The organism is Rhodoferax sp. XS2R6 (genome assembly GCF_056521365.1).
Genome location: NZ_JBWMAY010000001.1, coordinates 500,192 through 525,681, shown reverse-complemented (window position 1 = coordinate 525,681; position 25,490 = coordinate 500,192). Strand labels below are relative to the sequence as shown.

The following is a 25,490-nucleotide window of genomic DNA, read 5'->3' as shown; positions in this document are numbered from 1 at the left end:
TCTGCTCGGCCAGGCCACGCTTCTTTGGGAAGTCTGTGGTTGGTACCAATTCCGGTGCCGGCGCTTGCAAGATCACGAAGGAAATCATGAACCTGATCCAAACTCTTGAGCAAGAAGAAATTGCTCGCCTGGGTAAAACCATCCCAGAATTCGCCCCCGGTGACACCGTGGTGGTGAGCGTGAACGTCGTTGAAGGCACCCGCAAGCGCGTGCAGGCTTACGAAGGTGTGGTGATTGCCAAGCGCAATCGCGGCCTGAACAGCGGCTTCATCGTGCGCAAGATCTCCAGCGGCGAAGGCGTGGAACGCACATTCCAGACCTACAGCCCCCTGATCGCCAGCATCGAAGTCAAGCGCCGCGGTGATGTGCGCCGTGCCAAGCTGTACTACCTGCGTGACCGCAGCGGTAAGTCGGCACGTATCAAGGAAAAGCTGCCAGCGAAGAAGACAGCCGCGTAATTCAACGCACTGTTTCTTGGCAAAAAAGCCGCCCCAGCATTTGTCTGTGGCGGCTTTTTTCATGGCCTGGCCTAATTTCGTATTCTGGAGTGGCATGGAGTGAGCAACCCACCCTTGTTTGACCCGCGTGCGGTCCCCGTCATGGGGCGTGACGCCCATCTACCGGCTGTTTCTCCCCAGGCTTTGCAGGCCGACGCTTTGCGCCGGCATTTTGCGGTCCCGCCCGTGTGGTCGCCAGAGTTACGCGCCGAGCCTGCCTTTTCCAGCCGTACCCCGACCCAGGCCTCGGTGCTGGTGCCCCTGGTGATGCGGGAGGCATTGACTGTCTTGCTGACCCACCGGACCAGCCACTTGTCCAGCCATTCGGGGCAGGTTGCATTTCCTGGTGGCAAGGCGGATCCGGAAGATGCTGATGCGGTGGCCACGGCATTGCGTGAGGCCCAGGAGGAAATTGGCTTGGCACCTGGGTGCGTTGAGGTCCTAGGTACCATGCCCACGTACACCACGGGCAGCGCGTTTGTGGTGACTCCTGTGGTGGCGCTGGTGAATGCGGCCATGGTGATTGAAGCCAACCCGCACGAGGTGGCCCAGGTGTTTGAAGTGCCGCTGCCGTTTCTGATGAACCCAGCCAACCACCGCCGCCACCGCGTGCAGTGGGAAGGGCAGGAACGAGAGTGGTTCTCCATGCCCTACCACGATGGGCAGATGGAACACTTTATTTGGGGTGCGACGGCGGGCATGCTGCGCAATCTGTACCGTTTCCTGCAGGCGCACTGATTATGATTGCCGCATGAGTTTCATCGCCATCCTTCTCGCGCTCTTGTTGGAGCAAGCAAAGCCTCTGCCGCAAATCAATCCGGTGCACAACGTGGTGCGCAACTGGGTGCGTTGGGTCATGCGCAACTTTGATGCGGGCAAGCCCCAACATGGCTGGCTGGCCTGGTCGCTGGCCGTGTTCGGCCCCAGTCTGGCGGTGTTGGCCGTGCACTGGCTGCTGGTGTGGCAGTTCGGCTGGGCGCTGGCCGTGGTGTGGAACGTGGCCATTCTGTACGCCACGCTCGGCTTTCGCCAGTTCAGCCACCATTTCACGCTGGTGCGTGACGCCCTGCATGCAGGCGACGAAGCCGCGGCCCGCGAGGCCCTGGCGCAGTGGATGCGCATCGACACCAGTGCCTTGCCACGCAGCGAGATGGTGCGCCATGTGATCGAACACTCCGTGCTCAGCGCCCACCGCCATGTGTTTGGGGTGTTTGCCTGGTACTCCTTGCTCACTGCGCTGGGCCTGGGGCCGGCCGGTGCCGTGTTTTATCGGGTGAGCGAGTATGTGGCGGTGTTTGCCAAGCGCACACCGCGGCCCGAAGCTGCGCCTGTGAGTGATGCCGTGCGCAGCCAGGCGCAGCGGGCATGGGCGGTGATTGACTGGTTGCCCGCACGCGTAACCGCGCTGAGTTTTGCCTTTGTGGGCAGCTTTGAAGAGGCGGTGGACAGCTGGCGCCGCCATGAGGCGGTGCACCCGCTGGACAACGATGGTGTGGTGCTGGCCGCTACGGCTGGTGCCGTGAATGTGCGCCTGGGTGAGAACGATCCAGCTGCTAGCGGCCTGGTGCCGGAGCTGGCGCATTTGCGCGCCGTGGTGGGCCTGGTGTGGCGCACCGTGGTGATGTGGATGGTGTTTCTGGCGCTGCTCTCGCTGGCGCGCCTGATCGGCTGAGACGTCGCCCCCACGCTCCACCGCTACGCGGGTCGCTGCCCCCCGAGGGGGCTAATTTTGGCTTCGCCGCACTACGTGAGCTTTGGGGCGGCCCTGCAGAAAATTGCCACTTCAGTAACGGGTCTGCGAGAGTTCGGCGAAGAGGTCGTTATAAATTTTATAGCGGTTCGCGCTGATTCCATGCGGTACAGCGCCCTCTTTGACCTTGGTGATCACCCCGCAACCCGGCTCGTGCAAATGGCTGCAGTTGTAGAACTTGCAGGCCTGGGCATGGGCCTTGATGTCGGGCATCAGGCTGGCCAGGTGCATGGGTTCAATGTGGTTGAGGCCAAACTCCTGAAACCCCGGTGAGTCGATCACCGCCGTGGTTCGGGCCGCATCTACCCAGTACAGGTTGGTGCTGGTGGTGGTGTGTTTGCCGGAGTTCAGCGCTGTGGAAATTTCGTTGGTCAGCACCTGCGCGTTGGGAATCAACCGGTTGATCAGCGTGCTCTTGCCCGAGCCGGACGGCCCCAGCACCAGGGTTGTCTTGCCCTGCATCAAAGGCATCAGTGCGTCCAGTTCGGTGGCGCTGATGTCCTCTGCCTTGGGTTTGAGGGCGAGCGGCACCACCTGGTAGCCCATGTCGCGGTACACACCCATACGTTCCCAGGCGCGGCCAAAAGGTTCGGTCAAATCACTTTTATTCAGCGCGATGATGGGCCGGATTTTCTCGGCCTCGGCGGCAATCAGTGCGCGGCACAGCTGGCTTTCGGAGAACTCGGGTTCGGCGGCGATGAGGATCAGCACCTGGTCCAGGTTGGCGGCAAAGGACTTGGTGCGGATTTCGTCTTGCCGGTAAAACAGGTTGCGGCGCGGTAGCACCTTCTCGATGGTGCCCTCGTCCTGCGTGGCCTGCCACAGCACCTGGTCGCCGACCACGGTCTGGCTCTTCTTGCCACGTGGATGGCAGATCAGGCGGCGGCCATCGGGCGTTTCCACCCACACGTGGCGGCCGTGGCCTGCCACGACAATTCCGGGTTCCAGTTGGGGCGCAGCCAAAACGGGGGCCTAGGCGGGCAGCAGCGCGTCAACCAGCGCGGCGCATTCAAAGTCGGAACGCGACACGCCATGCACATCGTGTGTATTGAAACGTACGCTGCAGCTGCCGTAGGTGAGCAGCAGTTCGGGGTGGTGGTCTTGCTGCTCGGCAATGTAAGCCAGGGCATTCACAAACGCCATTGTCTTGAGGAAGTTGTCGAAGCGGTAGGTCTTTTCGATGGCCACATCGGCGCCGTCGCCATGCAGTTTCCAGCCTTCCACCTTGGCCAGGTTTGCTATGATTTGTGTAGCTGTTAGCGCAGTACGGACGGGGGTTGGAGGCACTTTTTGTTCTGAATCAAGGGTCATATCAGGTTCCTGCAGCAGGGGAGCGCATGCGGCCCAGGCGCTCGGAGGCGGGCGGGTGTGAGTAGTAAAACTTCACGTACACCGGGTCGGGCGTGAGTGTGGATGCATTGTCCTTGTAGAGCTTGAGCAGGGCCGACGACAAATCGGCACCACTGGTATTGGCCACGGCGTAGGCATCGGCCTCGAACTCGTGTTTGCGCGACAGCTGCGCAAAGACCGGGCCGACAAAGCTGCCCAATAGCGGCAGCACCATCATGAACAGCAGCAGAGCCAACGCGTCGTTGGCTCCCGTCATGCTGGGCACCACGCCCAGGCCGGTATAGAACCACACCTGCTGGCTGACCCAGCCCAAGAGCGCAAAACCCAGCAGGCTCAAGCCAAACAGTGACACCATGCGTTTGACGATGTGTTTGTGTTTGAAGTGCCCCAGCTCATGTGCCAGTACAGCGTCCACCTCGGCAGGGCTCAACTGGGCCAGCAGGGTGTCGTAAAACACCACACGTTTGGAGGCGCCAAAACCGGTGAAGTAGGCATTGGCGTGCGCACTGCGTTTGCTGCCGTCCATCACATAAAAACCTTTGGAGGTGAAGCCACAGCGTGCCATCAGGGCCGACACACGGTCTTTGAGTGCCGCGTCGTCCAGCGGTTTGAACTGGTTGAACAAGGGGGCGATCCAGGTGGGATAGACCAGCAACATGAGTAGGTTGAAACCCATCCACACGCCCCAGGTCCAGACCCACCAGTAAGCACCGGTGGCGCCCATCATCCAGACCACCAACGCCGCAATCGGCAGGCCAATGATGGCCCCTACCAACGTGGACTTGAGCAGGTCCTGCAGCCAGAGTTGGGGCGTGGTTTTGTTGAAGCCAAAGCGCTGCTCCAGCACAAAGGTGCGGTACAGCGTAAAGGGCAGGTCCAGCACGGAGCCGATGAGCATGAATGCGGCCAGCAAGGCGACCTGTTGCAGCACGTCGGGCGCCATCCATTGCAGCAGGGTCTGATTGAGCCACGACAAGCCACCCAGCAGCGTCCAACCCAGCACTACGGCCGTGCCAAACGCCAGTTCCAGCAGGCCCAGGCGGCCTTGGGCGATGGTGTAATCGGCGGCTTTGTGGTGGGCTTCCAAGCTGATTTGCGCGCTAAAGGCGGCGGGCACAGTGTCGCGGTGCTGGGCCACATGGCGCATCTGGCGCGTGGACAGCCAGAATTTGAGCATGACGCTGGCCACCAAGGCCAGGGCGAAAGCGGCGGTCATCAGCACGGAATAGTTGGGCACGGGGGAGGCATCGGTCATGGCGCCAGAGTTTAGGCCATCGGCGACAATGCCGGCATGGCTGAATCCAACACCCCCACAAGCGCCGTATTGGCAAAATCCGACAAAAACCTCGTCTGGCTGGACTGCGAAATGACCGGTCTGGAGCCGGAATCCGACCGCATCATCGAGATCGCCGTCATCGTGACCGACCCCCACCTAGGCAACCGGGTCGAGGGCCCGGTGTTTGTGGTCCACCAGACCGACGCGCAACTGGACACCATGGACGCCTGGAACAAGGGTACCCATGGCAAGAGCGGGCTGATCGACAAGGTCAAGGCGTCCACCACCACGGAAGCCGAGGCTGAGGCGGCACTGATCGCCTTCCTGAGTCAGTACGTGCCTGCCAACGGTTCGCCCATGTGTGGCAACAGCATCGGCCAGGACCGCCGCTTTCTGGTGAAGTACATGCCCAAGCTGGAAGCCTTCTTCCACTACCGCAACCTGGACGTGAGCACGCTCAAGGAGCTGGCCAAGCGCTGGAAGCCCGGTGTGGCCGAGTCCTTCAAGAAACAGCAAAAACATACGGCGCTGGCCGATGTGCACGAGTCCATCGACGAGTTGGCGCACTACCGAACCCACTTTTTGAAATTGGATTAGGTAGAAACCCGAATCCGTGCCATAATCGCAGGCTTCGCTGGTAACGCATGTTGCGGCCAGCGAATTTTGTACATCTCCCTTCATTCACCGGGCTCGCTTTTCCAAGCGATATACGCCCCCAGCACTGAGACCCCCATGGCGGGCAGAGCAGGTTCCGTTTGATGGTTGATGTTTTTTAACCATTGACGGAGCAGTCGCACAACCTGCGGCGCTCGCGTGTGAGAAAAAATATGACTGACGCTTTTGAAGTGACAGGCGAATTCGCGCCTGCCGAAAACATTTCCATGCCTTCCAACACTGTGGAGTCCCTGGGCGAAACCGCCGAGCTGGACGCTGCTGACGCCGTGGAAACCGTCGAAGCCCCCAACGGCTTTGTTGAACTGGGCCTGGCCCCTGAACTGGTGCAAGCCTGTAAAGACCTGGGCTACACCCAACCCACCGTGGTGCAAAACAAGGCCATTCCTTTGGCCATGGGCTCCGGCGCGACCAAAGACCAGGCGGCCAAATTCATCGACCTGATGGTGTCCAGCCAGACCGGTAGCGGCAAAACCGCCGCCTTCCTGTTGCCTGTGTTGCACACCCTGCTGACCCAATTGGCCCAAGCCGAAGCCGACGAGCGCGCCGAGTTTGAGCGCCTGACCGCCGAAGCCCTGGAGAAAGGTGAGCCTGCTCCCAAGCGCGCCAAGCGCAAGGACCCCACCAACGTCCGCAATTTCAAGGCCCCTACGCCTGGCGCCCTGATCGTTTGCCCCACCCGCGAACTGGCCCAGCAAGTAGCACACGACGCTATCGACCTGGTGCAACATTGCCGCGGTCTGCGCGTTGCCAACATCGTGGGCGGTATGCCTTACCAGTTGCAAATCGCCAAGCTGCAAAACGCCAACCTGGTGGTGGCTACCCCTGGCCGTCTGCTGGACCTGCAACGCTCCATGCAAATCAAACTGGACCAAGTCCAGTTCCTGGTAGTGGACGAAGCCGACCGCATGTTGGACCTGGGCTTCTCCGATGACCTGGCTGAAATCAACCAGCTGACCATTGGCCGCAAGCAAACCATGATGTTCAGCGCCACGTTTGCTCCCCGCATTCAGCAGCTCGCTGCCCGCGTGATGCGCGAACCCCAGCGCGTGACCATCGACAACCCGCAAGAAAAACACGTCAACATCAAGCAAGTGCTGCACTGGGCTGACAACGCCCAGCACAAGCGCAAGCTGCTGGACCACTGGTTGCGTGATACCGGCATCAACCAAGCCATCATTTTTGCCAGCACCCAGATCGAATGCGACGGCTTGGCCAACGACCTGCAACAAGACGGCTTTGACGCCGTGGCCCTGCACGGTGCCTTGAGCCAAGGTCTGCGCAATCGCCGCCTGATGGCGCTGCGCCAAGGCCAGGTGCAATTCCTGGTGGCCACCGATGTGGCGGCCCGCGGTATCGACGTGCCCACCATCACCCACGTGTTCAACTTCGGCCTGCCGATGAAGGCCGAGGACTACACCCACCGCATTGGCCGTACCGGCCGTGCCGGTCGCGATGGCCTGGCCATCACGTTTGCTGAAATGCGCGACCGTCGCAAGATTTTCGACATTGAAGCCTACACACGCCAGCCCATCAAGGCTGAAACGATTCCTGGCCTGGAACCCCAACAACGCGCACCTGAATCGCGCCCCGCCTTTGCAGGCCGTGGCAACGGTGGCGGCTTTGGCGGCGATCGTGACCGCAAGTTCAGCAACGGCCCCCGTGAAGGTGGTTTTGGTGGCAACCGCGGCAATGGCGGTGGTTTCGGCGGACGCCCACCAGCCGGTGGCCCCCGTGGTTTCGGTGAAAACTCCCGTGACTTCGGCGGTGCAGCCAAAGAAGGCTTCAGCTACGAACGCAAGGGCGGTTTCAACGACCGCTTTGCCGGCCAAGGCGCTCCCCGCGGTGATGCACGTCCTCCACGTGACTTCCAGCCGCGTGGTGACTTCCAAGCCCCCCGTGGCGATTTCGGAGCCCCTCGCGGTGACTTTGGCGCTCCCCGTGGTGACTTCGGTGCGCCGCGTGGCGACTTTGGTGCCCGCAAGCCTGCCTTTGGCAAGCCCACCGGTTTTGCCAAGCCCGGCAACGGCGGCAAAGTGTTTGTACCCCGTGACGCCAAGAAGCGCCCTGCACGCAACACGGACTAACCTGTTCCGGTTCGCCCAGTAAAAAAGGCCTCGTAAGAGGCCTTTTTTTCGTCCGCACGATGGTAGTTTGTCAGGCCATGCCGTTGCGGCTGGCCAGTTCCACAAACAGCCCCGCGTGGTCCAGGTCGGCCAGGCCGTGGTCTATGCCCTGGGCGTAGAGCTGTTCAAACAGGGCGGTAATGGGCGCATCAAACCCCACTTCGTTGGCCGTGGCCAGCGCATTGCGCAAGTCCTTGATTTGTACCGTCATGCGCGCACGCGGCGCAAAGTCGCGGTCCACCATGCGTTGGCCATGCACTTGCAGGATGCGGCTGTCGGCAAAACCGCCGGTAATCGCTTCCTTGACCTTGCCCATGTCGGCACCGCCGCGTTCACACAGCAGCAAGGCCTCGGCCACCACGCCAATGGTGGCGCCCACGATCATCTGGTTGGCGAGCTTGGTCAGTTGCCCGGAGCCAATGGGGCCCACATGGGTCGGGCGGCCAAACACTTTGAGCACCGGCGCCGCACGCTCAAAGTTGCTGGCTTTGCCGCCCACCATGATGGCCAGTGTGCCTTGTTCAGCCCCCACGGTGCCGCCCGACACGGGCGCATCCAGGTAGTCCACACCCAGCTCGCTCAGGCGGGCTGCGTGGTCTTTCGCTTCAATCGGTTTGATGGACGACATGTCGACCAGCAGCGTGCCGGGTGCAATACCGGCCGCGGCCCCCAGTTCGAACAACACGTGGCCCACCACACCCCCATGGTCCAGCATGAGGATGACCAGCTCGGCGTCTTTGACGGCTTGGGCCGGGGTGGTGTGCACCGTGGCACCCAGGGGCACCAGTGGTTCGGCTTTGTGCCGTGTGCGGTTCCAGACGTGAACCGAGTGCCCGGCTTCACACAGGCGGCGACCCATGGGCAGGCCCATGAGGCCAATGCCGAGTAATGCTATTTTCATGGTGACTCTTGTGCTCCTCGGCACAAGAATAGCGCCACCCGCCGCAAGGCGGGTGGCAGAGGGTATTCAAAGGCTGTCGAATCCCTGACAGCCTTCAACCCCTTGTTTACATCAGCAGGTGTTCGCCCGCGTTGTCACCGCCCAGCGTCACGTAGTTGACCTTGCGAATGTCCATGAGCTTTTTGCCACCCGCATAGCTGATGGAGCTTTGCACGTCCTGCTCCATTTCCACCAGCGTGTCGGCGAGCTTGCCCTTGATGGGCTCCAAGATGCGTTTGCCTTCGACGTGTTTGTATTCACCCTTGTTGAAGTCGCTGGCCGAGCCGTAGTACTCCTTGAACAGGGCGCCGTCCACTTCCACGGTCTTGCCAGGGCTTTCTTCGTGGCCCGCAAACAGCGAGCCGATCATCACCATGCTGGCGCCAAAGCGGATGCTCTTGGCAATGTCACCATGGCTGCGGATGCCACCGTCGGCAATGATGGGCTTGGTCGCCACACGGGCACACCATTTCAGCGCGGACAGCTGCCAGCCACCGGTGCCAAAACCGGTCTTAAGCTTGGTGATGCAGACCTTGCCCGGGCCCACGCCCACTTTGGTCGAATCCGCACCCCAGTTTTCCAGGTCAATCACGGCTTCGGGTGTGGCCACGTTGCCGGCAATCACAAAGCTGCGCGGCAGGTGTTTCTTCAGGTAAATGATCATGTCGCGCACGCTGTCAGCATGGCCGTGGGCGATGTCGATGGTGATGTACTCGGGCGTCACGCCCAGTGCCACCAATTGGTCTACGGTGGCGTAGTCCGGCTTTTTGACGCCCAGCGAGATGGACGCAAACAGGCCCTTGGCGTGCATGGCTTGGGTGAACTTGACGTTGTCCAAGTCAAAGCGATGCATTACGTAGAAGTAGCCGTTTTGTGCCAGCCATTCGCAGATGGACTCGTCCACTACGGTCTTCATGTTGGCGGGTACGGCAGGAATGCGAAATTTGCGGCTGCCCAGCTCGACGCTGGCATCGCATTCGGAACGGCTCTCCACCCGGCATTTGCGGGGCAGCAAGAGGATGTTGTCGTAGTCAAAAATTTCCATGGCCCAAGCTCCTATCCAAAGTTTTCAGGTTCAAAAACACTGGGCGCTTGGACTGACACCGGCCATAAAAAAACCGGGTGCCAATTGCTTGGGCCCGGTGCTTGATTCTAGGCGGGTTGGGGGCAGGGCGGTATATGGTTTTTTATATGGGTGCCAAACAAGTGGTTGTTAGGGGGAGGGGCCGGCTACCGGGGTGATTTGGTTAGGGTTTCTACAATCGGCTATTAAACCGAAACAGCTAGTGCTCTTATGACACTTGCCCACCACTTCAGCTAATGACCAAAATCGTTGACGGCGCGCATTTCACCAATCCCTTTGCTTTGAAAAATGGCAGTTTGGTCCATGTCGATTCAGTGCCTCGGGGAAAGGACTGTGGGTGTGTTTGCCCGGGATGCGATGGGCTACTCGTTGCAGCTCAGGGCGATGTCAGGGCGCACTACTTTCGCCACGACGTCGCTCCGGGCAATTGCTCGTGGTATTCGAGCCTGGGAGGCGCAGAAGAAACCGAATGGCATCGCGCAGCCAAATTGTGGTTTGTTGGTATTAAAACGATTGCCGGTCTGGATTTTCGGCGAATGGTTTCTGAACAGTGTTTGGACGGAAGTTTCCTTCGCGAAGAGGTCTTTGTTCCCTTTCCATTAAATGCCATTTCAAGTGTCGAGATTGAAAAGCCTATCGAAGGGTTTCGTCCGGATGTGGTACTCACATTTGATGATGGCCGTGAGTTATGGGTGGAAGTGACCGTCAGTAGCAAGCCTAGCTCTCAAAAAATTGAGTTTCTTACGAATCGGCGCATAGAAGCTGTGGAAATACAAGTTCCAAGAGCTTCGATTGATACCGTTACTAGCGCTGCCACTGCTAACGATGTGGTGAGCAACGCTAGCAAAGTGACGTGGATTTTTCATCAAGAAGGGTTTGCGCTTGTAAAAGCGGCAAGAGCTAGGTTGAAAGCGCAAAAGGAAATTCGCGACACGGAGTGGTTGGAGGACGAGCGGGCGCGAGATGAAGCGGCAAACGCTGAAAGAGCCGACGCACAAAAGAGAAAAAAAGAAGCTGACGACTTGCTTCAAGCCCAACGACGAGCGGATTCAGAGAAGTCTCAACCAACCCGGCCCGCGATCCCTAATGGGGGGATGTCCTTGACGAACGTGCCCCCCCTGCTTCACAACCTCAACCCCGAGCAACTGGCCGCTGTGACGCTGCCGGCCGAGCACGCGCTCATCCTGGCGGGGGCGGGTTCGGGCAAAACCCGGGTGCTGACCACGCGCATTGCCTGGCTGTTGCAGAACGGTTATGTGTCGCCCGGTGGCATTCTGGCGGTCACCTTTACCAACAAGGCGGCCAAAGAAATGAAGACGCGCCTGTCTGCGATGTTGCCGGTGAATGTGAATGGCATGTGGATTGGCACCTTCCACGGCCTGTGCAACCGCTTTTTGCGCGCGCATTACAAGAACGCCGGTCTGCCGCAGGCGTTCCAGATTCTGGATACGCAGGACCAGCTGTCCGCCCTCAAGCGCCTGTGCAAGCAGTACAACATCGACACGGAGCGCTTTCCGCCCAAGCAGCTGGGCTGGTTCATTGGCAACTGCAAGGAAGAAGGCCTGCGCCCCAAGGACGTGGTGGCCAGCGACCCCGACACACGCAAGGAGGTCGAGGTCTACCAGCTCTACGAAGAGCAATGCCAGCGCGAGGGCGTGGTGGACTTTGGCGAACTGATGCTGCGCAGTTATGAGCTGCTGCGCGACAACACGCCGATTCGCGAGCACTACCAGCGCCGCTTTCGCCACATCCTGATCGACGAGTTTCAGGACACCAACAAGCTGCAGTACGCCTGGGTCAAGATGATTGCGGGGCAGGGCAGTGATGGCCTGCTGAACGGCGGTGGGGGCGCTGTGCTGGCCGTGGGGGATGATGACCAGAGCATCTACGCCTTTCGCGGTGCGCGCGTGGGCAATATGACCGACTTTGTGCGCGAGTTTGCCGTGCAGCGCCAGATCAAGCTGGAAGAAAACTACCGCAGCTACAGCAACATTTTGGACAGCGCCAACGCACTGATCAGCCACAACAGCCGCCGCCTGGGCAAGAACCTGCGCACGGTGCAGGGCGCGGGTGAGCCGGTGCGCGTGTACGAGGCACCCACCGACTTTGCCGAGGCGCAGTGGATGGTGGATGAGATGAAACAACTCATTCGCGAGGATGTGGAGCGCAAGGAAATTGCGGTGCTCTACCGCAGCAATGCGCAGAGCCGGGTGATTGAAACCGGCCTGTTCAACGCGGGCATTCCCTACCGTGTGTATGGCGGCCTGCGCTTCTTCGAGCGGGCCGAAATCAAACACGCGCTGGCCTACTTGCGCCTGTTGGAGAACCCCAACGACGACACCAGTTTTCTGCGCGTGGTGAACTTTCCTGCGCGCGGCATTGGCGCGCGCAGCATCGAGCAGTTGCAGGACGTGGCCAAGGCCACGGGCTGCTCGCTGCATGATGCAGTGAGCACGCTGAGCGGCCGCCCCGGCGCGGTGATTGCGGGTTTTGTGGCCAAGCTGGATGTCATACGCGAGCAGACCGCGAACCTGAACCTCAAGGACATCATCAAGCTGATGCTGGACAACAGCGGCCTGCTGGAGCATTACCGCAACGAGCGTGAAGGCGAAGACCGCGTGGAGAACTTGGACGAACTGGTCAACGCCGCCGAAAGTTTTGTGATGCAGGAAGGTTTTGGCCGCGAAGCACCGGGCATGACCGCGCTGGTGAGTTCACCCGAGGCCCTGAGCCAAAGCCCTGCGAGCCAGGGCCTGAGCGGCGCTGCGCTGGATACCACTCCGGATGAGTTTGGCGACACCGGCGAAACCCTGTCGCCCCTGCAGGCCTTCTTGACCCATGCGGCGCTGGAGGCCGGTGACAACATGGCGGCCGCTGGGCAGGACGCGATCCAGTTGATGACCGTGCACAGCTCCAAGGGCCTGGAGTTTGACTGTGTGTTTATCACCGGTATGGAGGAGGGCCTGTTCCCGCACGAGAACTCCATGAGCGACCACGACGGGCTGGAGGAAGAGCGGCGCCTGGCCTATGTGGCCATCACCCGCGCGCGCAAACGCTTGTACCTCAGCCATTCGCAGACCCGCATGCTGCACGGGCAGACGCGGTTCAACCTCAAGAGCCGCTTCTTTGACGAGCTGCCGGAGGAGTGCCTGAAGTACCTCACGCCCAAACAGCAGCCCATGCTTGCGGGCGGCGGGTTCGGGGGCGGCTTCAGCGGTGGGTACGGCGGCAGTGGCGGCTCCGGCAACAGTTGGGGGGGCGGCGGATATGCTCCTAATTCAGGAGCTGGTCGCGCATATTCCACGGGGGCTGGAGGCCAATTTGGCTCTTATTCTGCACCGCAGAAGGAAGTGGTCCGCAAGGAAGAACCCACCGGCCTGCGCAAGGGCCAGAAGGTATTCCATGCCAAGTTTGGCGAAGGCACGGTGCTTACGCTGGAAGGTGCGGGCGACGACGCACGTGCGCAGATCAACTTCCCCCGTCACGGCACCAAGTGGCTGGCGCTGAGCGTGGCCAAACTCACACCAGTTCCTTGATTCCCAGACCTTTCAGAAAGCACCGCCCATGAGCCTGGAAATTGCCAACACTCCGCCCGCGCCCTATTACGCGGTCATCTTCACCAATCTGCGCACCGCTGTGGACGAGGGGTATGGCGACATGGCCGAGAAGATGGTGGCGCTGGCCGCGCAGCAACCGGGCTTCTTGGGCGTGGAGTCCGCGCGCGATGGCTTGGGCATCACGGTGTCGTACTGGGCGGACCTCGAATCCATCCGCGCCTGGAAGGCCAACGCCGAGCACCAGGTGGCCCAAAAACTAGGCCACGAAAAATGGTACGCCGCCTTCAAGACCCGCATTGCGCGGGTGGAGCGCGATTACGCGCTGTGAGTGGCCAATAAAAAAGGCCTGTCAACGACAGGCCTTGTACCGCAGCGATGACGAATCAGGCGGCTTTGCGCAACTGACGGCGACGTGCCACAGTGCCCATCAATCCCAAGCCTGCCAGCAGCAGGGCATAGGTTTCAGGTTCTGGCACGGCACTCACAGAAATATTGTCCAGTGCTGGTCCGGCCGGGCCGCTGACTTGGCTGGCAAAACTCAGAGTGGTGCTGGTGCTGACCGCAGCAAACTGCGTGGTGTAGCGGGTCCAACCCATGTTGGTCGTGGAGTGGCCTGTGGTGTCAAAGCTGTAGAGGCCGATAGGGCCCAAGTTCACTGACAGACCTTTGATCGCTGGGCCAGCAACGGGGTTACCAGCCAATTCGAAGGAGAGGGTGTAGACCTGGCCAACCACGGTGCTCAGTACCTGGGAGATCACACCTTTGCCCAGGCCATTGAGGTCCAAGCTGTTGTTGCCCGATGCGGCGGTCCAGTAAGCGTTGCTCACCAAGTCCACGGTACGCAGGTTCACGGTCCACCCAGTCAAGCCTTGGGAGATGCTGTTGAAGGTGTCAAAACCCGCGCCGGTGTTCAGCACGGTTTGGGATTCAAAGCCGCCGTTGGCAACCAAATTGGTGGCATTGGCTTGGGTAGCGCCTGCCAGCAGGGCAACGGCCAGTGTGAGAGCGTGAATTTTTTGCATTGTGTATTCCCTTGTTCAGTTCACTGGGCCGCAGCTTGGCGCTTGCGGCGTGCTGCAGCACCAATCAGCCCCAGACCGGCCAGCAGCATGGCGAAGGTTTCGGGTTCTGGCACTGCGGACACCGAGATGTTGTCCAGCGCCACACCGTAGGGAGAGTCCTGCAGGCCTGCAAAGTGCAGGGTGCTTTGGGTGCTGACAGCCTGGAACACAAAACTCTTGGTAGTCCAGCCCATGTCAGCACGGCTCTTACCAGTGGTGTCGAAGGTGTAGATCGGTTGCTGGCTCAGGCCCACTTGCAAGTACTTCAAGGCGTCGGTGTCGTCTGGGTTGCCTGCCATGTCGAAGGACACCACGTATTTCTGGCCAATCACCGTGGCAAAGCTCTGGGCAATGGTGCCGTCAGATCCACCGCTCAGGTCCAGGCTGTAATTGCCTTGAGAGGGTTGCCAATGCGACTTGATCAGGTCCACGCTGCCTGCGGTGATGTTCCAGCCAGTCAGAGCGCTAGAACCGGCGGCAAAGGTGGTAAAGCCGCCGTTGGTGAAGTCCGCACCATTGGATTCAAAACTGCCGTTGGTGATCAGATTGGGCGCTGCTGCGGCAAACGGAGAGAGCGCCACCAAAGCCATACCGGCCAACCATTGCTTAGAAATTTTCATAACCATCCCTGTATTTGATAGGGCAGAGCCGCATAGGCTTTGCACACTTGCAGGATTCTCCAGGGTTTACCCCCGGTCGGCCATAGTCCGTCCGGACTAGGTGCAACGCTCCTCTATAGTCCTGCCTGCCCATGTCCCGAGATTCCTCGCCTTCTGCCCATTCTTTGTCCCGCCCCTCCCTGCAGGTAGTGGCGGGGCGCTACCAGTTGTTGCGCAAGATTGGCAGCGGGGGCATGGGCGCGGTGTACCTGGCCAAGCAGCTGGGGGTGGGCAAGCAGGTGGCGCTCAAGTTTTTGCCGGCGCATTTGTCCGACGACCCGCAGCTGCGCAAGCGTTTTGAGCGCGAAGCGGCGCTGACGCTGGAGGTGAGCCACCCCGGTGCGGCGCAGTTGCTGGACACGGGGGTGGACGAGGACGGGCACCTCTACCTGGCCTTTGAGTATGTGGAGGGGGATGACCTCTCCACCCTGCTGGACCGCGAAGGCGCGCTGGCCTTTGCCGATGCGCAAGAGATTGCCTGCAAGGTGGCCGAAACCCTGGCCTTTGCGCATGCCAAGGGCGTGGTGCACCGTGACATCAAACCCGAGAACATCCGCGTGCGGCGCGACCTGGCCGGCTGGCATGTGAAGGTGCTGGACTTTGGCATTGCCCGCGTGATGGACGAGATGGCCACGCGCCTGACGATGGAGGGCGGGGTGGCCGGCACGCCACGCTACATGGCGCCCGAACAAATCAGCGCCGGAACGGTGGACGCGCGCACCGATGTGTACGCGTTGGGTCTGGTGTTGTTCGAGGCACTCAGCGGGCGCGAAGCCTTTGACCGCGACAACACCTCGCAGCTGCTGTGGGCCCAGCTCAACGACCCGGTACCGCTGCTGCGTGACGTGCAGCCCTTGCGCGACTACCCGGCGCTGGACGCGCTGATCGCCCAGGCCTGTGCCAAAGACCCGGCCGAGCGTATCCAGACCATGCAGGCGCTGGTGACCGAGCTCAAGGCCTTGCATGCGCCGCAGTGGTGGGGCCAGTCGGTCCCCGTGCGGCGCCGTTCGCGCCCCAGTTTTGCCCAAAGCCCGGAGGCCTCCGGCAGCGACGTGCGCGAGCCCGTGCAACTGCCACGCCCTGGGCGCAAAACCTTTTTGCAAATGCGTGCCAGCGTCTGGTTGGCGGTGCTGGTGGGCGCGTTGGCCGTAGGCCTTGCAGCCACGGCTTTGTGGGTGGCGTTGGATCGGCGCCCACCCGTGGCCGCGGCACCGGAGCAGCCAGTGGTCGCGGTGGTGCCCGCCACCAGTGCGCCGGTGCAGGCACCTGCTGCCGCTGCGGTGGCATCGGTGCCCAGGCCTGCGACCCTACCCGTGCCACCACCCGACATACCAGGTACGCGCCCGGCCAATCCAGCCGCGTCTGCCACCCAGCCACGCCCGGGTCCCACGACCGCGCAAGCTGCGCCTGCAGTGGCTCGCCAGACGGCAGAGCCGGACAGTGAGGAGCCAGCCGCCCCGGCGCGATCTTCCGGCGAAATGCCCGAGTGCCCGCAGCTGAGTGTGTACGACGACAGCCCCATGATCCGTATGACGGTCGCCCAGCTAGAGCAACGCGTGCGCGCTGTGAAATACATGTCGCCCTCTGTCATTGCCAACCAGCTGGTCACGCTCAAGGCCAGTGCGGACTCCTTTCACCGCAACGCGCGGGAATGTCTCTACCGCTCCATGCTGATCCGCGTGGTGTTGAATGAAAAAGTAGTGCTGGCCTCCAGCCCCACGCTGTGGGGTCACAGCCGCGATGTGCCTGAGTTGGAACGCCTGTTTCTGGAGCAGCCCCTCAAGCAGGACTGGAGCCTGGCCCAGCGCAAAGACGTGCTGCGCCAAGTGGAAACTGTCTTCATTGCCAACCTGCAGAAAGACGCGCCCGGCGACGATGTCTACTGGCGCCGCATGTACTACGGCCTGCTCTTCGCCTGCGAGGCCGATGACGATGCCCGCAGCAAAGCCGGTGCCAAGCGCATCCCCGAGAACAGCTGCCTCAAACTCAAGCCCACGCTCTGATTTAAAGTCAAATAGGGCCCTAGCCCTCGTGGATACTGCGCAAGCAGCTATCAAAAAAATAGCGGGTTGCATTACTGCAACCCGCTGGTCTTGCCGCCCCGCAGGGCGTGGCAAGGGGTTTAGCTACCGATCACACCGCCGTCTTTTTTGGTAATGACGATGGTGGCCGAGCGGGGGCGCTGGCCGGCACCGTAACCGGCGTTGGCAGGCCACTGGCTGGTGTACTTGGCAGGGTTGTTCACCTCGGCCATGGGGGTGGTTTCACCGGGGTGCTGGATGTTGATGAACATCGCTTTGCCATCCGGGGTTTCGCACAGGCCGGTGATTTCGCAGTCCACCGGGCCGACCAAAAAGCGCTTGAGGATGTCGGGCGACTGGGACTTGCCCATGTAGGTGTCGATGCGTTTTTCGCTGCCATCGGGGCGTTTGTAGCTCAAGGTCTTCTTGCCGCCGTCACCCACCTTACCGGGGATGCCGGCCAGCAACATGCAGTTGGTCTTGTCGGTGTAGGCGCCGTCGTCGGTCTGGATCCAGCACAGGCCGGTGGCCTGGCTGAAGGCCAAACCGTCGGGAGCGGACATGTCGTTTTCGTCGGTCAGGTTGGACAGGTTTACCTTGGATTTGTCGGCATCGGCTTCGGACGCAAACAGGTAGATGTCCCACTTGAATGCAGTGTCGGCCGGGTTGGCCTGGGCCACACGGATGATGTGGCCGTGCACGTTGCCCTTGCTTTCCTTGTTGCCCTTCATGTCGCTGTAGACGCGTGGGTTGGCCGCGTCGGCACCCATGTCGCCGTCTACTGTGCGGTTGCTGTTGTTGGTCAGCGTCATGTAGAAGTCGCCGGTGCGGGGGTTGATGCCACCCCACTCAGGGCGGTCCATCTTGGTGGCGCTCACGCCATCGGCCGCCAGGCGGGTGAAGATGGCCACGTCGGCATCGGATTTGAATTCGAAATCAGGGTTGGCGGCCACGACGGGGTTGTTCATGGACAGCTCAATCCAGGTACCAGTGCCGTCGTCCTTGAAGCTGGCCACAAACAGCGTGCCCTTGTCCAGGTACTTGTCACCCACGGCCATGCGGTTGCTGGCGTTGGCATCGGCGGCGTCCCACTTGGCGGCGGACACAAACTTGTACATGTATTCGCCGCGTGAGTCGTCACCCATGTAGGCCACGATGGGCTGGCCGGACACGGCCTTGGCAAAACTCACGCTTTCGTGGGCAAAACGGCCCAGGCCGGTGCGCTTGCGCACGGGCTGGCTGCCGTCGTAGGCGTCCATTTCCACCACAAAACCGAAGGTGTTCATCTCGTTGCGGTAGTCGGCTTTGGCGTTGGCAGCCAGGGCGCCATTGTTCCAGCGCACAAACTTGTCGTCGCTGCCTGCGCTCTCCCAGCCGTGGCGGCTGGCGGCACCGGCGGGGCGGCCGTAACGCACCAGGCCGGCCACTTGTTTGTCTTTTTTGCCACGGCGGTCGTCGTCTTTGGCATCGCGGTGGAAATAACCAAACCAGTTTTCCTCGCCCGACACAAAGGTGCCCCAGGGTGTTTTACCGGTGCCGCAGTTGTTCAGTGTGCCGCGCGCGCGGGTGGCGTCGGGGCTGAACTGGGTGACCAGGTGTTCGCTGCCCTTGGCGGGGCCGCTGATCAGCACCTCGGTCATGGTGGTGATGCGGCGGTTGTAGTTGGAGCCCGGTTTGTAGGTCCACTGGCCGTTTTGTGCAGCCACTTCCACCACGGACAGGCCGTGGATGGCGAGTTCTTTGTCCACTTCCGACGCAGGGCGGGGCAGGGTGGAGGTGCCACCGTTGCTGTGGATGAAGAAGGAGCTGAGTTTCTGGTCGGTGGTGGCTTCGTGGTTCACGGCCAACAGGCCGCGTGTGATGCCGTTGGCAGAAGGTTTGCCGCTGGCGTCCAGGCCAAAGTACTCCATGCCGTCATGGTGGTCACCGGCGCGGTTGTCCCAGTCGGTATCGGTGCCGTCGTTCTTGAAGGCGGCGGTGCCGGCCTTCAGCGGGTCACCCAGCGCGTAGATCACCTGCACGTTGTAACCAGCGGGCACCACCACTTTGTCGGCCAGGCTCTTGCCCACAGCGGCAAAGCCCAAGGTGCTCAGGGGGGCGCTCATGGCGGCGGCGGTGCCGGCGCTGGTCGATGCCGTGGCACAGCCAGTCAGGGCGCCCGCGCCGAAGAGTGACGTGGCAGCTGCACCCATACCGCCCAGCAGCAAACCGCGGCGGTTCAGGCGGGCGGTCATGATGTGGTCGATATGCGGGTTGGCAGTGGTGTTGGAGTCTTCGTTGTTGAAGATGTCGCTGGAGGAGCGGGTGGTGTCGGTCATGCAAGGGGCCTCAAGTTAAACAAGCCCTCGTAGCATGCGGCGGTGATGTTTCAGCTGTGTGACAAGTGGGGTGGACGCTCGGGTATTGCAGAGCCGCTACATTGCACACTCTTTCATCTTTTTTTGCAGGCGAACCATGAAGACACAACTGTTGCTGTGGGTGCTTCTCTGTGCCGGCGTATGCCAGGCCGCGGATGTGCCGGTCATGAATGTACCGACCCTGAACCAACGCATGAAAGCTGCGCGGGAGGCGATCGCCAAGTCCGACTGGCGCATTGCCAAATATGAAACGGGAAAAGTGATTGCGGACGAACCCGGCCATGCCGATGCCCACAACCTGCTGGCCTACGCCTACCGCAAGCAAAGCCAGCCTGACCTTGCCCAGGCGTTTGAGCATTACAAAATCGCCTTGCAGCTCAACCCACAGCACAAGGGCGCGCACGAGTACATTGGTGAAGCCTATCTCCTGGACCACAAGCCCGAGATGGCGGAACACCATCTGGCAGCGCTGGAGCAAATCTGCGGCAACCGCGTGTGCGAGGAATATCTGGATCTGGCCCACGCCTTGGCGGCCTACCGCAAGGCCAAGCCCTGACGCGCCAGGGCACTGCGGTTTAACAGCTCAGGAAATCAGCTTTTCAGCCGGGTGGGGCTGGTCGGGTTTTTCGTCCATGTAACCCTTGCCGTCTTTCACACCCTTGCGGCCCAGCACCTGCCAGGCGGTGCGTTGGTCCACCAGTTGGGCCAAAAACTCCAGCTCTTCGTCGGTGTGGTTCAGGGCTTTGGCCGGGGTCAGGCTGCGCCCATCCTTGGGCTGCACTTCACCCCAGAAGGCCTGGTGGTAGTTGGCGCGGCTCACGGTTTTGTCGCGGCCGGACGACATGTCCACCGTGCCATAACAGTTGCAGAAGTAGCTGCGCCCGCCCTGGTTTTCAAAAATCTCGGTGTAGACACCCGTGCCGCGGATACCGGCCGTCATGGTGGGGGTGACGATCTGGCGGTTGCTGCCCTTGCCCCACACGCTGACCACGGCACCCGTGACCAGGCGCAACAGGCTCACTGCATTGAGGCTGGCACCACGCTCCACGGTCATGCGCGAGTTTTGGCGCACATGGAAGGCGGAGTTGCCAATCACAAACACCAGGCGCGAGTCTGGGCCGGTCACAATTTCATCGCCACTTTGCACACCTTGCTGGGTCAGCAGCCGGCGGCCATTCACGGTGGCATCACCCACCAGCTCCACCACGTTGCTGCGCGACTGGGCGTGGGCGGCGGTAAAACCACCCATGCTGGTCCAGGCGGCGGCGGCCTGCAAAAAGCCGCGGCGCTGGAACCACAGAACTTCGCTGTCGCTGCGGCCGTCAAGGGTGTGCTGGGTCATGCGGGGTCTCCTGTGCTGACTTCAAACGAGTCGTCAAACGTGAAATAAAGCGAGGTAAAAAACATGGCTGCCATGGCCATACCTGCTGGCAGCAGTATGGCACCCACCAACTGCGGGCTGCCCAGCAGTGCGGAGATGACTGCCACCACCAGACCCATGCCCAGAAAGGCCGCCATCCAGGTCAGTCCGAACACCGTGAAGGCCCAGAAGTTCCGCCCACAGGCCACCAGGCTGAAGAACAGGCTTTTCAAGGGCGAAATGCCATGCCAGTGCACCAGGGCCGGGGCATGCCAAAATAGCAGCGACAAAGGCAGGTACAGCGCCATGGCGACCAGGGCGGCCGCCTCAAAGTCGCTTTGCATCAGCAGCTCGGCACTCAGTTCACCGCCCACCAGGTACAGGCGGGCAAACTGCCCACCGTCCACCAGCGCCGACAGGCCCATGACCAGCAAAAAACCCAGCGCGTAGAGCCCGCCCAGCACCAACATGCCGCGCAGCTGCTGGCGCCCGGCGCGGAAGGCGCTGACCAGCACCGTGGGCATGGGGAACTTGCCTTTGCTGGCTTCCTGGGTGGCGGCCATCAGGCCCAGTGTGGCGGCGGGCAGCAGGGCCAGCGCAATCACGCTGCCCAGCACTGGCACCAGGCTCAGTACCGACATGGCCGCCATAAACAGGAAAAACAAACCCGTGAGGGCCAAGGGCTGCTTGAAGAAGGTGCGCACACCCATCTTCACCCACGTGGCTCCCTGGCGGGCCGGCACCATGCGCAGCTTCATGCGGCCACCGCCGCGTTCTGTTCCAGCTGGGCCAGGGTCAGGGGCTGGGCCACACGCTGGCGCAGCACACGCTCAAAGTGGGTGGGGTCATGGGGTTTGAGCATGGAAGCTTCTCGCGGCAAATACCAATCCCAAAGGCGGGAGATCCAGAAACGCAGGGCGCCGGCGCGCAGCAGGGCGGGCAGCAGTTCGCGCTCTTGCGGGGTCAGCGGGCGCACGCTGGTGTAGGCCTGCACAAACGCGGCCGAGCGTTCCAGGTCGGCCACGCCGGTGGGCAGGTCAATACACCAGTCGTTCAGGCACACGGCCAGGTCAAACAGCCAGGCATCGGTGCCGGCAAAGTAGAAGTCAAAAAAACCGCTCAGCACCGGGGCGCCATCCACGCGGTCAAACATCACGTTGTCGCGGAACAGGTCGGCGTGGATAGCGCCACGCGGCAGGCCGGTGTAGGCGCTGCCCTCGGCAATGTGGTTTTGGTAAGCCATTTCGGCCTGCAGCAGCTGGGCCTGTGCGGGTTCCAGGTGCGGCAGCACCACGGGCACGGTCTCATTCCACCAGGACAGGCCGCGCAGATTGGGTTGCTGCATGCTGAAGTCGCGCCCGGCCAGGTGCATGCGCGCCAGCGTGGCGCCCACCTGGCGGCAGTGTTCCACACCCGGGGCCAATTCGCTTTTGCCTTTCAGGCGGTTCACCACGGCCGCGGGTTTGCCGTTCAGGCTGTGCAGCACATCGCCATCGCGGTTGGCAGCGGGGTCGGGCACGGGAATGCCGTGGAAGGCCAGGTGCTTCATGAGCCGCAGGTAAAACGGCAACTGCTCCGCACTGAGCCGCTCGAACAGGGTCAGCACATAAGGCGCCTGGTCGGTGGTGACAAAGTAATTGGTGTTTTCAATGCCCCCCGCGCAGCCTTCCAGGGTTTGAAGGTTGCCGAGCTTGAGGGATGTGAGGAAAGTGCTGGCCTCGTCGAGCGAGACCTCTGTATAAACCGCCATGGGCGCAATTGTAGGGGGCAGGCCACTCGCACAGTCGCTGCGGGCGAAGGCCAATTTTGCGCCGGGCCGCCCCAAGCAAAATTAGCCCCCTTGGGGGGCAGCGACCCGCGCAGCGGCGGAGCGTGGGGGCTATCAGTACTTGCGTGGGGGCACAATACATGCATGAGCGAACCCCGTAAAACCCTGCTGCTGGTCGATGGTTCCAGCTACCTGTACCGCGCCTTCTTTGCTGGCGGCGAGACCATGAGCATCACGCTGCCCGATGGCACGGTGCAAAAGACCGGCGCCATCCGCATCATGATCAACATGATGAACAGCCTGCGCAAGGAAGTGCCGGCCGACTACGTGGCCTGCGTGTTCGACGCCAAGGGCCCCACCTTCCGCGACGCCATCTACCCCGAGTACAAGGCCCACCGCGACCCCATGCCCGACGATCTGCGCAGCCAGATCGCGCCCATCCACGAGGTCGTGCGCCACCTGGGCTGGACCGTGCTGGACGTGCCCGGTGTGGAGGCCGACGATGTGATTGGCACGCTGGCCGTGATGGCCGCGCAGCAGGACATCGAGGTGATCGTGAGCAGCGGTGACAAAGATTTGGCGCAGCTGGTTAACGAGCGCATCACCATCATCGACACCATGAACGGCAAACGCCGCGACCTGGCCGGGGTGCAGGCCGAGTTCGGCATACCCGCCCACCTGATGCTGGACTACCAGAACCTGGTGGGTGACACCGTGGACAACGTGCCTGGCGTGCCCAAGGTAGGCCCCAAGACCGCCGTGAAGTGGCTGCTGGAATACGGCTCGCTGCAGGCCGTGGTGGAGAACGCGGACAAGATTGGCGGCGTGGTGGGTGAGAACCTGCGCAAGACGCTGGACTGGCTGCCCACGGGCCGTGCGCTGCTCACCATCAAAACCGATTGTGATTTGAAGGACTGGTTGCCCGGCCTTCCTGCTATGGATTCGATAGCTGTTGGCGCAGAGAATACGGGGGCTTTGGTCACTTTTTATGAGAAATATGGCTTCAAGGGCCTGGCCAAAGCCGCCGGTGCCGCCAGTGCTGGTGAGGCCCCTGCGCCCGCGGCCAAGGCGCCCAAGGCACCTAAAGCGTCGGCCGCTGCCCCCGGGCTGTTTGATGAGCCGGCCGACCCTGCGCAGGAATCAGCCCCCCGCGCCAGCAACCTGAACTACGACACCGTGCTGACCTGGGAGTCCTTTGACGCCTGGCTGGCCAAGCTGCAAGTGGCAGAGTTGGTGGCGCTGGACACCGAGACCACCTCGTTGGATGAAATGCGCGCAGAGATTGTGGGCATCAGCTTCAGTGTGGCGGTGGGCCATGCCGCCTACATCCCGGTCGCCCACCGTTACCCCGATGCGCCCGAGCAGCTCAACCGCGAAGAGGTGCTGGCCAAACTCAAACCCTGGCTGGAAAACCCGCAGGCCAAAAAGCTGGGCCAGCACATCAAATACGACCGCCATGTGTTTGCCAACCATGGCATTGAGGTGCAGGGTTATGTGCATGACACCATGCTGCAGAGTTATGTGCTGGAAGTGCACAAGCCCCACGGTCTGAGCAGACTGGCCGAGCGCCACCTGGGCCGCAGCGGCATCAGCTTCGAAGACCTGTGTGGCAAGGGTGCCAACCAGATCAGTTTTGACCAGGTGGAGATTGCCAAGGCCTCCGAGTACTCGTGTGAAGACTCGGACCAGACGCTGGATGTGCACCTGGTGTTATGGCCGCAACTCGCTGCCGACGCCAAGCTGACCTTCATCTACGAACTGGAAATTGCCAGCAGCGAAGCGCTGTACCGTATTGAACGCAATGGTGTGTTGATTGACGCCCCCACGCTGGCCAAACAAAGCCACGAACTGGGCCAGCGCATCCTGCAGCTGGAGACCGAGGCCTACGAGATTGCCGGCCAGCCATTTAACCTGAGCAGCCCCAAACAACTGGGCGAAATCTTCTTCGACAAGCTGGGCATGCCGGTGGTCAAGAAGACCGCCACCGGCGCACGCAGCACCGACGAAGAGGTGCTGGAGAAATTGGCCGAGGACTACCCGTTGCCCGCCAAGCTGCTGGAGCACCGGGGGCTGGCCAAACTCAAGGGCACCTATACCGACAAACTGGCGCTGCTGGCACTGCCACGCACGGGCCGTGTGCACACACACTACGCCCAGGCCGTGGCGGTGACCGGGCGCCTGAGTAGCAACGACCCCAACCTGCAGAACATTCCCATCCGCACCGCGGAAGGGCGGCGTGTGCGCGAGGCGTTTGTGGCACCTGCAGGCAGCGTGATTGCCAGCGCCGATTACAGCCAGATCGAGCTGCGCATCATGGCCCACATCAGCGATGACGCAGCGCTGTTGCGCGCCTTCCATGACGGCCTGGATGTGCACCGTGCCACTGCGGCCGAGGTGTTTGGTGTGCCGGTAGACCAGGTAAGCAGCGAGCAGCGGCGTTACGCCAAGGTCATCAACTTCGGCCTGATCTATGGCATGAGTGCGTTTGGCTTGGCGCGCAACCTGGGCATCGACAACACCGCGGCCAAAAACTACATCGCGCGTTATTTTGAGCGTTACCCCGGCGTGAAGCTCTATATGGAGTCCACCCGCGCGCTGGCCAAAGAGCAGGGTTATGTGGAAACCGTGTTTGGCCGGCGCCTGCAACTGGCGGGCATCCAGACCGCCAAAGGCGCACTGCTGGCCGGGCTGGAGCGTGCGGCCATCAACGCGCCCATGCAGGGTACGGCGGCCGACCTCATCAAGTTGAGCATGGTCAAGGTGCAGCAGGTGCTGGACAGCCAGAATAAAGCGACCAAAATGATCATGCAGGTGCATGATGAACTGGTGTTTGAAGTGCCTGACGCCGAGGTGGACTGGCTCAAGACGGAGATCCCTCGCATCATGGCCGAGGTAGCCGCGCTCAAGGTCCCGCTGCTGGCCGAGGTTGGGGTTGGCCCTAATTGGGACAAGGCGCATTAAGGTAGACGATGTGCTGGCGGCGCCCACCCGCCGCACGGTAGCGAATAACTA

22 protein-coding genes are annotated in these 25,490 nt (G+C 61.5%); 11 read left to right on the top strand and 11 right to left on the bottom strand.

The annotated features are described in order from the left end of the window. Window positions 1–86: 86 nt before the first annotated feature. The 3 genes from rplS (at window position 87) to AC097A_RS02455 (ending at window position 2,169) form a co-directional block, all read left to right on the top strand. On the top strand, window positions 87–458 hold the full coding sequence (gene rplS, locus AC097A_RS02465; protein WP_105260385.1) for a 50S ribosomal protein L19: 372 nt from the start codon (window positions 87–89) through the stop codon (window positions 456–458). A gap of 141 nt (window positions 459–599) precedes the next feature. Continuing rightward, window positions 600–1,235, top strand: a complete 636-nt coding sequence (locus AC097A_RS02460; protein WP_479620188.1) for a CoA pyrophosphatase — start codon at window positions 600–602, stop codon at window positions 1,233–1,235. A 13-nt stretch (window positions 1,236–1,248) separates the two neighbouring features. Then, the gene (locus AC097A_RS02455; protein ID WP_479619615.1) at window positions 1,249–2,169 is read left to right on the top strand and encodes a cobalamin biosynthesis protein; all 921 of its coding nucleotides are present in this window, start codon (window positions 1,249–1,251) and stop codon (window positions 2,167–2,169) included. 111 nt (window positions 2,170–2,280) lie between these two features. Here the strand turns inward: AC097A_RS02455 and rsgA are convergent, their stop codons facing one another. The 3 genes from rsgA to AC097A_RS02440 are packed head-to-tail and all read right to left on the bottom strand — an operon-like array spanning window position 2,281 to window position 4,852. Beyond that, window positions 2,281–3,210, bottom strand: coding sequence for a ribosome small subunit-dependent GTPase A (gene rsgA, locus AC097A_RS02450; protein ID WP_315493881.1), 930 nt, complete (start codon window positions 3,208–3,210; stop codon window positions 2,281–2,283). A gap of 9 nt (window positions 3,211–3,219) precedes the next feature. Then, window positions 3,220–3,558 (bottom strand): 4a-hydroxytetrahydrobiopterin dehydratase, encoded by a 339-nt coding sequence (locus AC097A_RS02445; RefSeq protein ID WP_479619614.1) that lies wholly within the window; start codon window positions 3,556–3,558, stop codon window positions 3,220–3,222. Between the two features lies 1 nt (window position 3,559). Next, window positions 3,560–4,852, bottom strand: a complete 1,293-nt coding sequence (locus tag AC097A_RS02440; RefSeq protein ID WP_479619613.1) for a M48 family metallopeptidase — start codon at window positions 4,850–4,852, stop codon at window positions 3,560–3,562. A gap of 36 nt (window positions 4,853–4,888) precedes the next feature. On the opposite strand from AC097A_RS02440, the gene orn reads away from it, so the two are divergent. Both orn and AC097A_RS02430 read left to right on the top strand, forming a co-directional pair. Further along, a complete protein-coding gene (gene orn, locus AC097A_RS02435; RefSeq protein WP_479619612.1) occupies window positions 4,889–5,470 on the top strand; it encodes an oligoribonuclease in 582 nt (193 codons plus the stop codon). Window positions 5,471–5,700: 230 nt separating this feature from the next. Next, window positions 5,701–7,632: a DEAD/DEAH box helicase gene (locus AC097A_RS02430; RefSeq protein ID WP_479619611.1), complete on the top strand. Its 1,932-nt coding sequence runs from the start codon at window positions 5,701–5,703 to the stop codon at window positions 7,630–7,632. 70 nt (window positions 7,633–7,702) lie between these two features. Here the strand turns inward: AC097A_RS02430 and AC097A_RS02425 are convergent, their stop codons facing one another. Together AC097A_RS02425 and AC097A_RS02420 are read right to left on the bottom strand one after the other, a co-directional pair. Continuing rightward, window positions 7,703–8,572 carry an NAD(P)-dependent oxidoreductase gene (locus tag AC097A_RS02425; protein ID WP_479619610.1) on the bottom strand — a complete coding sequence of 290 codons (870 nt, stop codon included), beginning with the start codon at window positions 8,570–8,572 and terminating at the stop codon, window positions 7,703–7,705. A gap of 106 nt (window positions 8,573–8,678) precedes the next feature. Further along, window positions 8,679–9,656 (bottom strand): GMP reductase, encoded by a 978-nt coding sequence (locus AC097A_RS02420; protein ID WP_479619609.1) that lies wholly within the window; start codon window positions 9,654–9,656, stop codon window positions 8,679–8,681. A 342-nt stretch (window positions 9,657–9,998) separates the two neighbouring features. On the opposite strand from AC097A_RS02420, the gene AC097A_RS02415 reads away from it, so the two are divergent. From AC097A_RS02415 to AC097A_RS02405, 3 genes are all read left to right on the top strand, one after another. Further along, window positions 9,999–10,298: a hypothetical protein gene (locus AC097A_RS02415; protein ID WP_479619608.1), complete on the top strand. Its 300-nt coding sequence runs from the start codon at window positions 9,999–10,001 to the stop codon at window positions 10,296–10,298. 491 nt (window positions 10,299–10,789) lie between these two features. Further along, complete coding sequence (locus tag AC097A_RS02410; RefSeq protein WP_479619607.1) at window positions 10,790–13,231, top strand: UvrD-helicase domain-containing protein; 2,442 nt, start codon at window positions 10,790–10,792, stop codon at window positions 13,229–13,231. Window positions 13,232–13,265: 34 nt separating this feature from the next. After that, on the top strand, window positions 13,266–13,580 hold the full coding sequence (locus tag AC097A_RS02405) for an antibiotic biosynthesis monooxygenase family protein (RefSeq protein WP_479620187.1): 315 nt from the start codon (window positions 13,266–13,268) through the stop codon (window positions 13,578–13,580). A 55-nt stretch (window positions 13,581–13,635) separates the two neighbouring features. Here the strand turns inward: AC097A_RS02405 and AC097A_RS02400 are convergent, their stop codons facing one another. Then, window positions 13,636–14,274 carry a choice-of-anchor C family protein gene (locus AC097A_RS02400; protein WP_479619606.1) on the bottom strand — a complete coding sequence of 213 codons (639 nt, stop codon included), beginning with the start codon at window positions 14,272–14,274 and terminating at the stop codon, window positions 13,636–13,638. 20 nt (window positions 14,275–14,294) lie between these two features. Further along, window positions 14,295–14,933, bottom strand: a complete 639-nt coding sequence (locus AC097A_RS02395) for a choice-of-anchor C family protein (RefSeq protein ID WP_479619605.1) — start codon at window positions 14,931–14,933, stop codon at window positions 14,295–14,297. 164 nt (window positions 14,934–15,097) lie between these two features. Between AC097A_RS02395 and AC097A_RS02390 the strand changes: the two genes are divergently transcribed. Continuing rightward, complete coding sequence (locus tag AC097A_RS02390; RefSeq protein WP_479619604.1) at window positions 15,098–16,975, top strand: serine/threonine protein kinase; 1,878 nt, start codon at window positions 15,098–15,100, stop codon at window positions 16,973–16,975. Window positions 16,976–17,094: 119 nt separating this feature from the next. Here the strand turns inward: AC097A_RS02390 and AC097A_RS02385 are convergent, their stop codons facing one another. Continuing rightward, complete coding sequence (locus tag AC097A_RS02385) at window positions 17,095–19,311, bottom strand: PhoX family protein (RefSeq protein WP_479619603.1); 2,217 nt, start codon at window positions 19,309–19,311, stop codon at window positions 17,095–17,097. A 136-nt stretch (window positions 19,312–19,447) separates the two neighbouring features. Here AC097A_RS02385 and AC097A_RS02380 point away from each other — a divergent pair, with 136 nt between their 5' ends. Continuing rightward, window positions 19,448–19,906, top strand: coding sequence for a tetratricopeptide repeat protein (locus AC097A_RS02380; protein ID WP_479619602.1), 459 nt, complete (start codon window positions 19,448–19,450; stop codon window positions 19,904–19,906). Between the two features lie 27 nt (window positions 19,907–19,933). Here the strand turns inward: AC097A_RS02380 and AC097A_RS02375 are convergent, their stop codons facing one another. The 3 genes from AC097A_RS02375 to AC097A_RS02365 are packed head-to-tail and all read right to left on the bottom strand — an operon-like array spanning window position 19,934 to window position 22,460. Then, window positions 19,934–20,692: a FecR family protein gene (locus tag AC097A_RS02375; protein ID WP_479619601.1), complete on the bottom strand. Its 759-nt coding sequence runs from the start codon at window positions 20,690–20,692 to the stop codon at window positions 19,934–19,936. Further along, the gene (locus AC097A_RS02370; protein WP_479619600.1) at window positions 20,689–21,468 is read right to left on the bottom strand and encodes a BPSS1780 family membrane protein; all 780 of its coding nucleotides are present in this window, start codon (window positions 21,466–21,468) and stop codon (window positions 20,689–20,691) included. Before AC097A_RS02370 ends, AC097A_RS02375 begins: the two co-directional genes overlap by 4 nt. Continuing rightward, the gene (locus AC097A_RS02365) at window positions 21,465–22,460 is read right to left on the bottom strand and encodes a homoserine kinase (protein WP_479619599.1); all 996 of its coding nucleotides are present in this window, start codon (window positions 22,458–22,460) and stop codon (window positions 21,465–21,467) included. The genes AC097A_RS02370 and AC097A_RS02365 overlap by 4 nt, the downstream gene beginning before the upstream one ends. 162 nt (window positions 22,461–22,622) lie before the next feature. Here AC097A_RS02365 and polA point away from each other — a divergent pair, with 162 nt between their 5' ends. Then, complete coding sequence (polA, locus tag AC097A_RS02360; RefSeq protein WP_479619598.1) at window positions 22,623–25,439, top strand: DNA polymerase I; 2,817 nt, start codon at window positions 22,623–22,625, stop codon at window positions 25,437–25,439. Window positions 25,440–25,490 lie beyond the last annotated feature (51 nt).

Coding starts and splice junctions, on each gene's coding strand:
- AC097A_RS02375 (WP_479619601.1), bottom strand. CDS start 20,692: ATGACCCAGCACACCCTTGACGGCCGCAGCGACAGCGAAGTTCTGTGG.
- AC097A_RS02410 (WP_479619607.1), top strand. CDS start 10,790: ATGTCCTTGACGAACGTGCCCCCCCTGCTTCACAACCTCAACCCCGAG.
- AC097A_RS02380 (WP_479619602.1), top strand. CDS start 19,448: ATGAAGACACAACTGTTGCTGTGGGTGCTTCTCTGTGCCGGCGTATGC.
- AC097A_RS02370 (WP_479619600.1), bottom strand. CDS start 21,468: ATGAAGCTGCGCATGGTGCCGGCCCGCCAGGGAGCCACGTGGGTGAAG.
- AC097A_RS02445 (WP_479619614.1), bottom strand. CDS start 3,558: ATGACCCTTGATTCAGAACAAAAAGTGCCTCCAACCCCCGTCCGTACT.
- AC097A_RS02425 (WP_479619610.1), bottom strand. CDS start 8,572: ATGAAAATAGCATTACTCGGCATTGGCCTCATGGGCCTGCCCATGGGT.
- polA (WP_479619598.1), top strand. CDS start 22,623: ATGAGCGAACCCCGTAAAACCCTGCTGCTGGTCGATGGTTCCAGCTAC.
- AC097A_RS02460 (WP_479620188.1), top strand. CDS start 600: ATGGGGCGTGACGCCCATCTACCGGCTGTTTCTCCCCAGGCTTTGCAG.
- rplS (WP_105260385.1), top strand. CDS start 87: ATGAACCTGATCCAAACTCTTGAGCAAGAAGAAATTGCTCGCCTGGGT.
- AC097A_RS02440 (WP_479619613.1), bottom strand. CDS start 4,852: ATGACCGATGCCTCCCCCGTGCCCAACTATTCCGTGCTGATGACCGCC.
- AC097A_RS02365 (WP_479619599.1), bottom strand. CDS start 22,460: ATGGCGGTTTATACAGAGGTCTCGCTCGACGAGGCCAGCACTTTCCTC.
- AC097A_RS02430 (WP_479619611.1), top strand. CDS start 5,701: ATGACTGACGCTTTTGAAGTGACAGGCGAATTCGCGCCTGCCGAAAAC.
- AC097A_RS02415 (WP_479619608.1), top strand. CDS start 9,999: ATGTCGATTCAGTGCCTCGGGGAAAGGACTGTGGGTGTGTTTGCCCGG.
- AC097A_RS02395 (WP_479619605.1), bottom strand. CDS start 14,933: ATGAAAATTTCTAAGCAATGGTTGGCCGGTATGGCTTTGGTGGCGCTC.
- AC097A_RS02400 (WP_479619606.1), bottom strand. CDS start 14,274: ATGCAAAAAATTCACGCTCTCACACTGGCCGTTGCCCTGCTGGCAGGC.
- AC097A_RS02455 (WP_479619615.1), top strand. CDS start 1,249: ATGAGTTTCATCGCCATCCTTCTCGCGCTCTTGTTGGAGCAAGCAAAG.
- orn (WP_479619612.1), top strand. CDS start 4,889: ATGGCTGAATCCAACACCCCCACAAGCGCCGTATTGGCAAAATCCGAC.
- AC097A_RS02420 (WP_479619609.1), bottom strand. CDS start 9,656: ATGGAAATTTTTGACTACGACAACATCCTCTTGCTGCCCCGCAAATGC.
- AC097A_RS02385 (WP_479619603.1), bottom strand. CDS start 19,311: ATGACCGACACCACCCGCTCCTCCAGCGACATCTTCAACAACGAAGAC.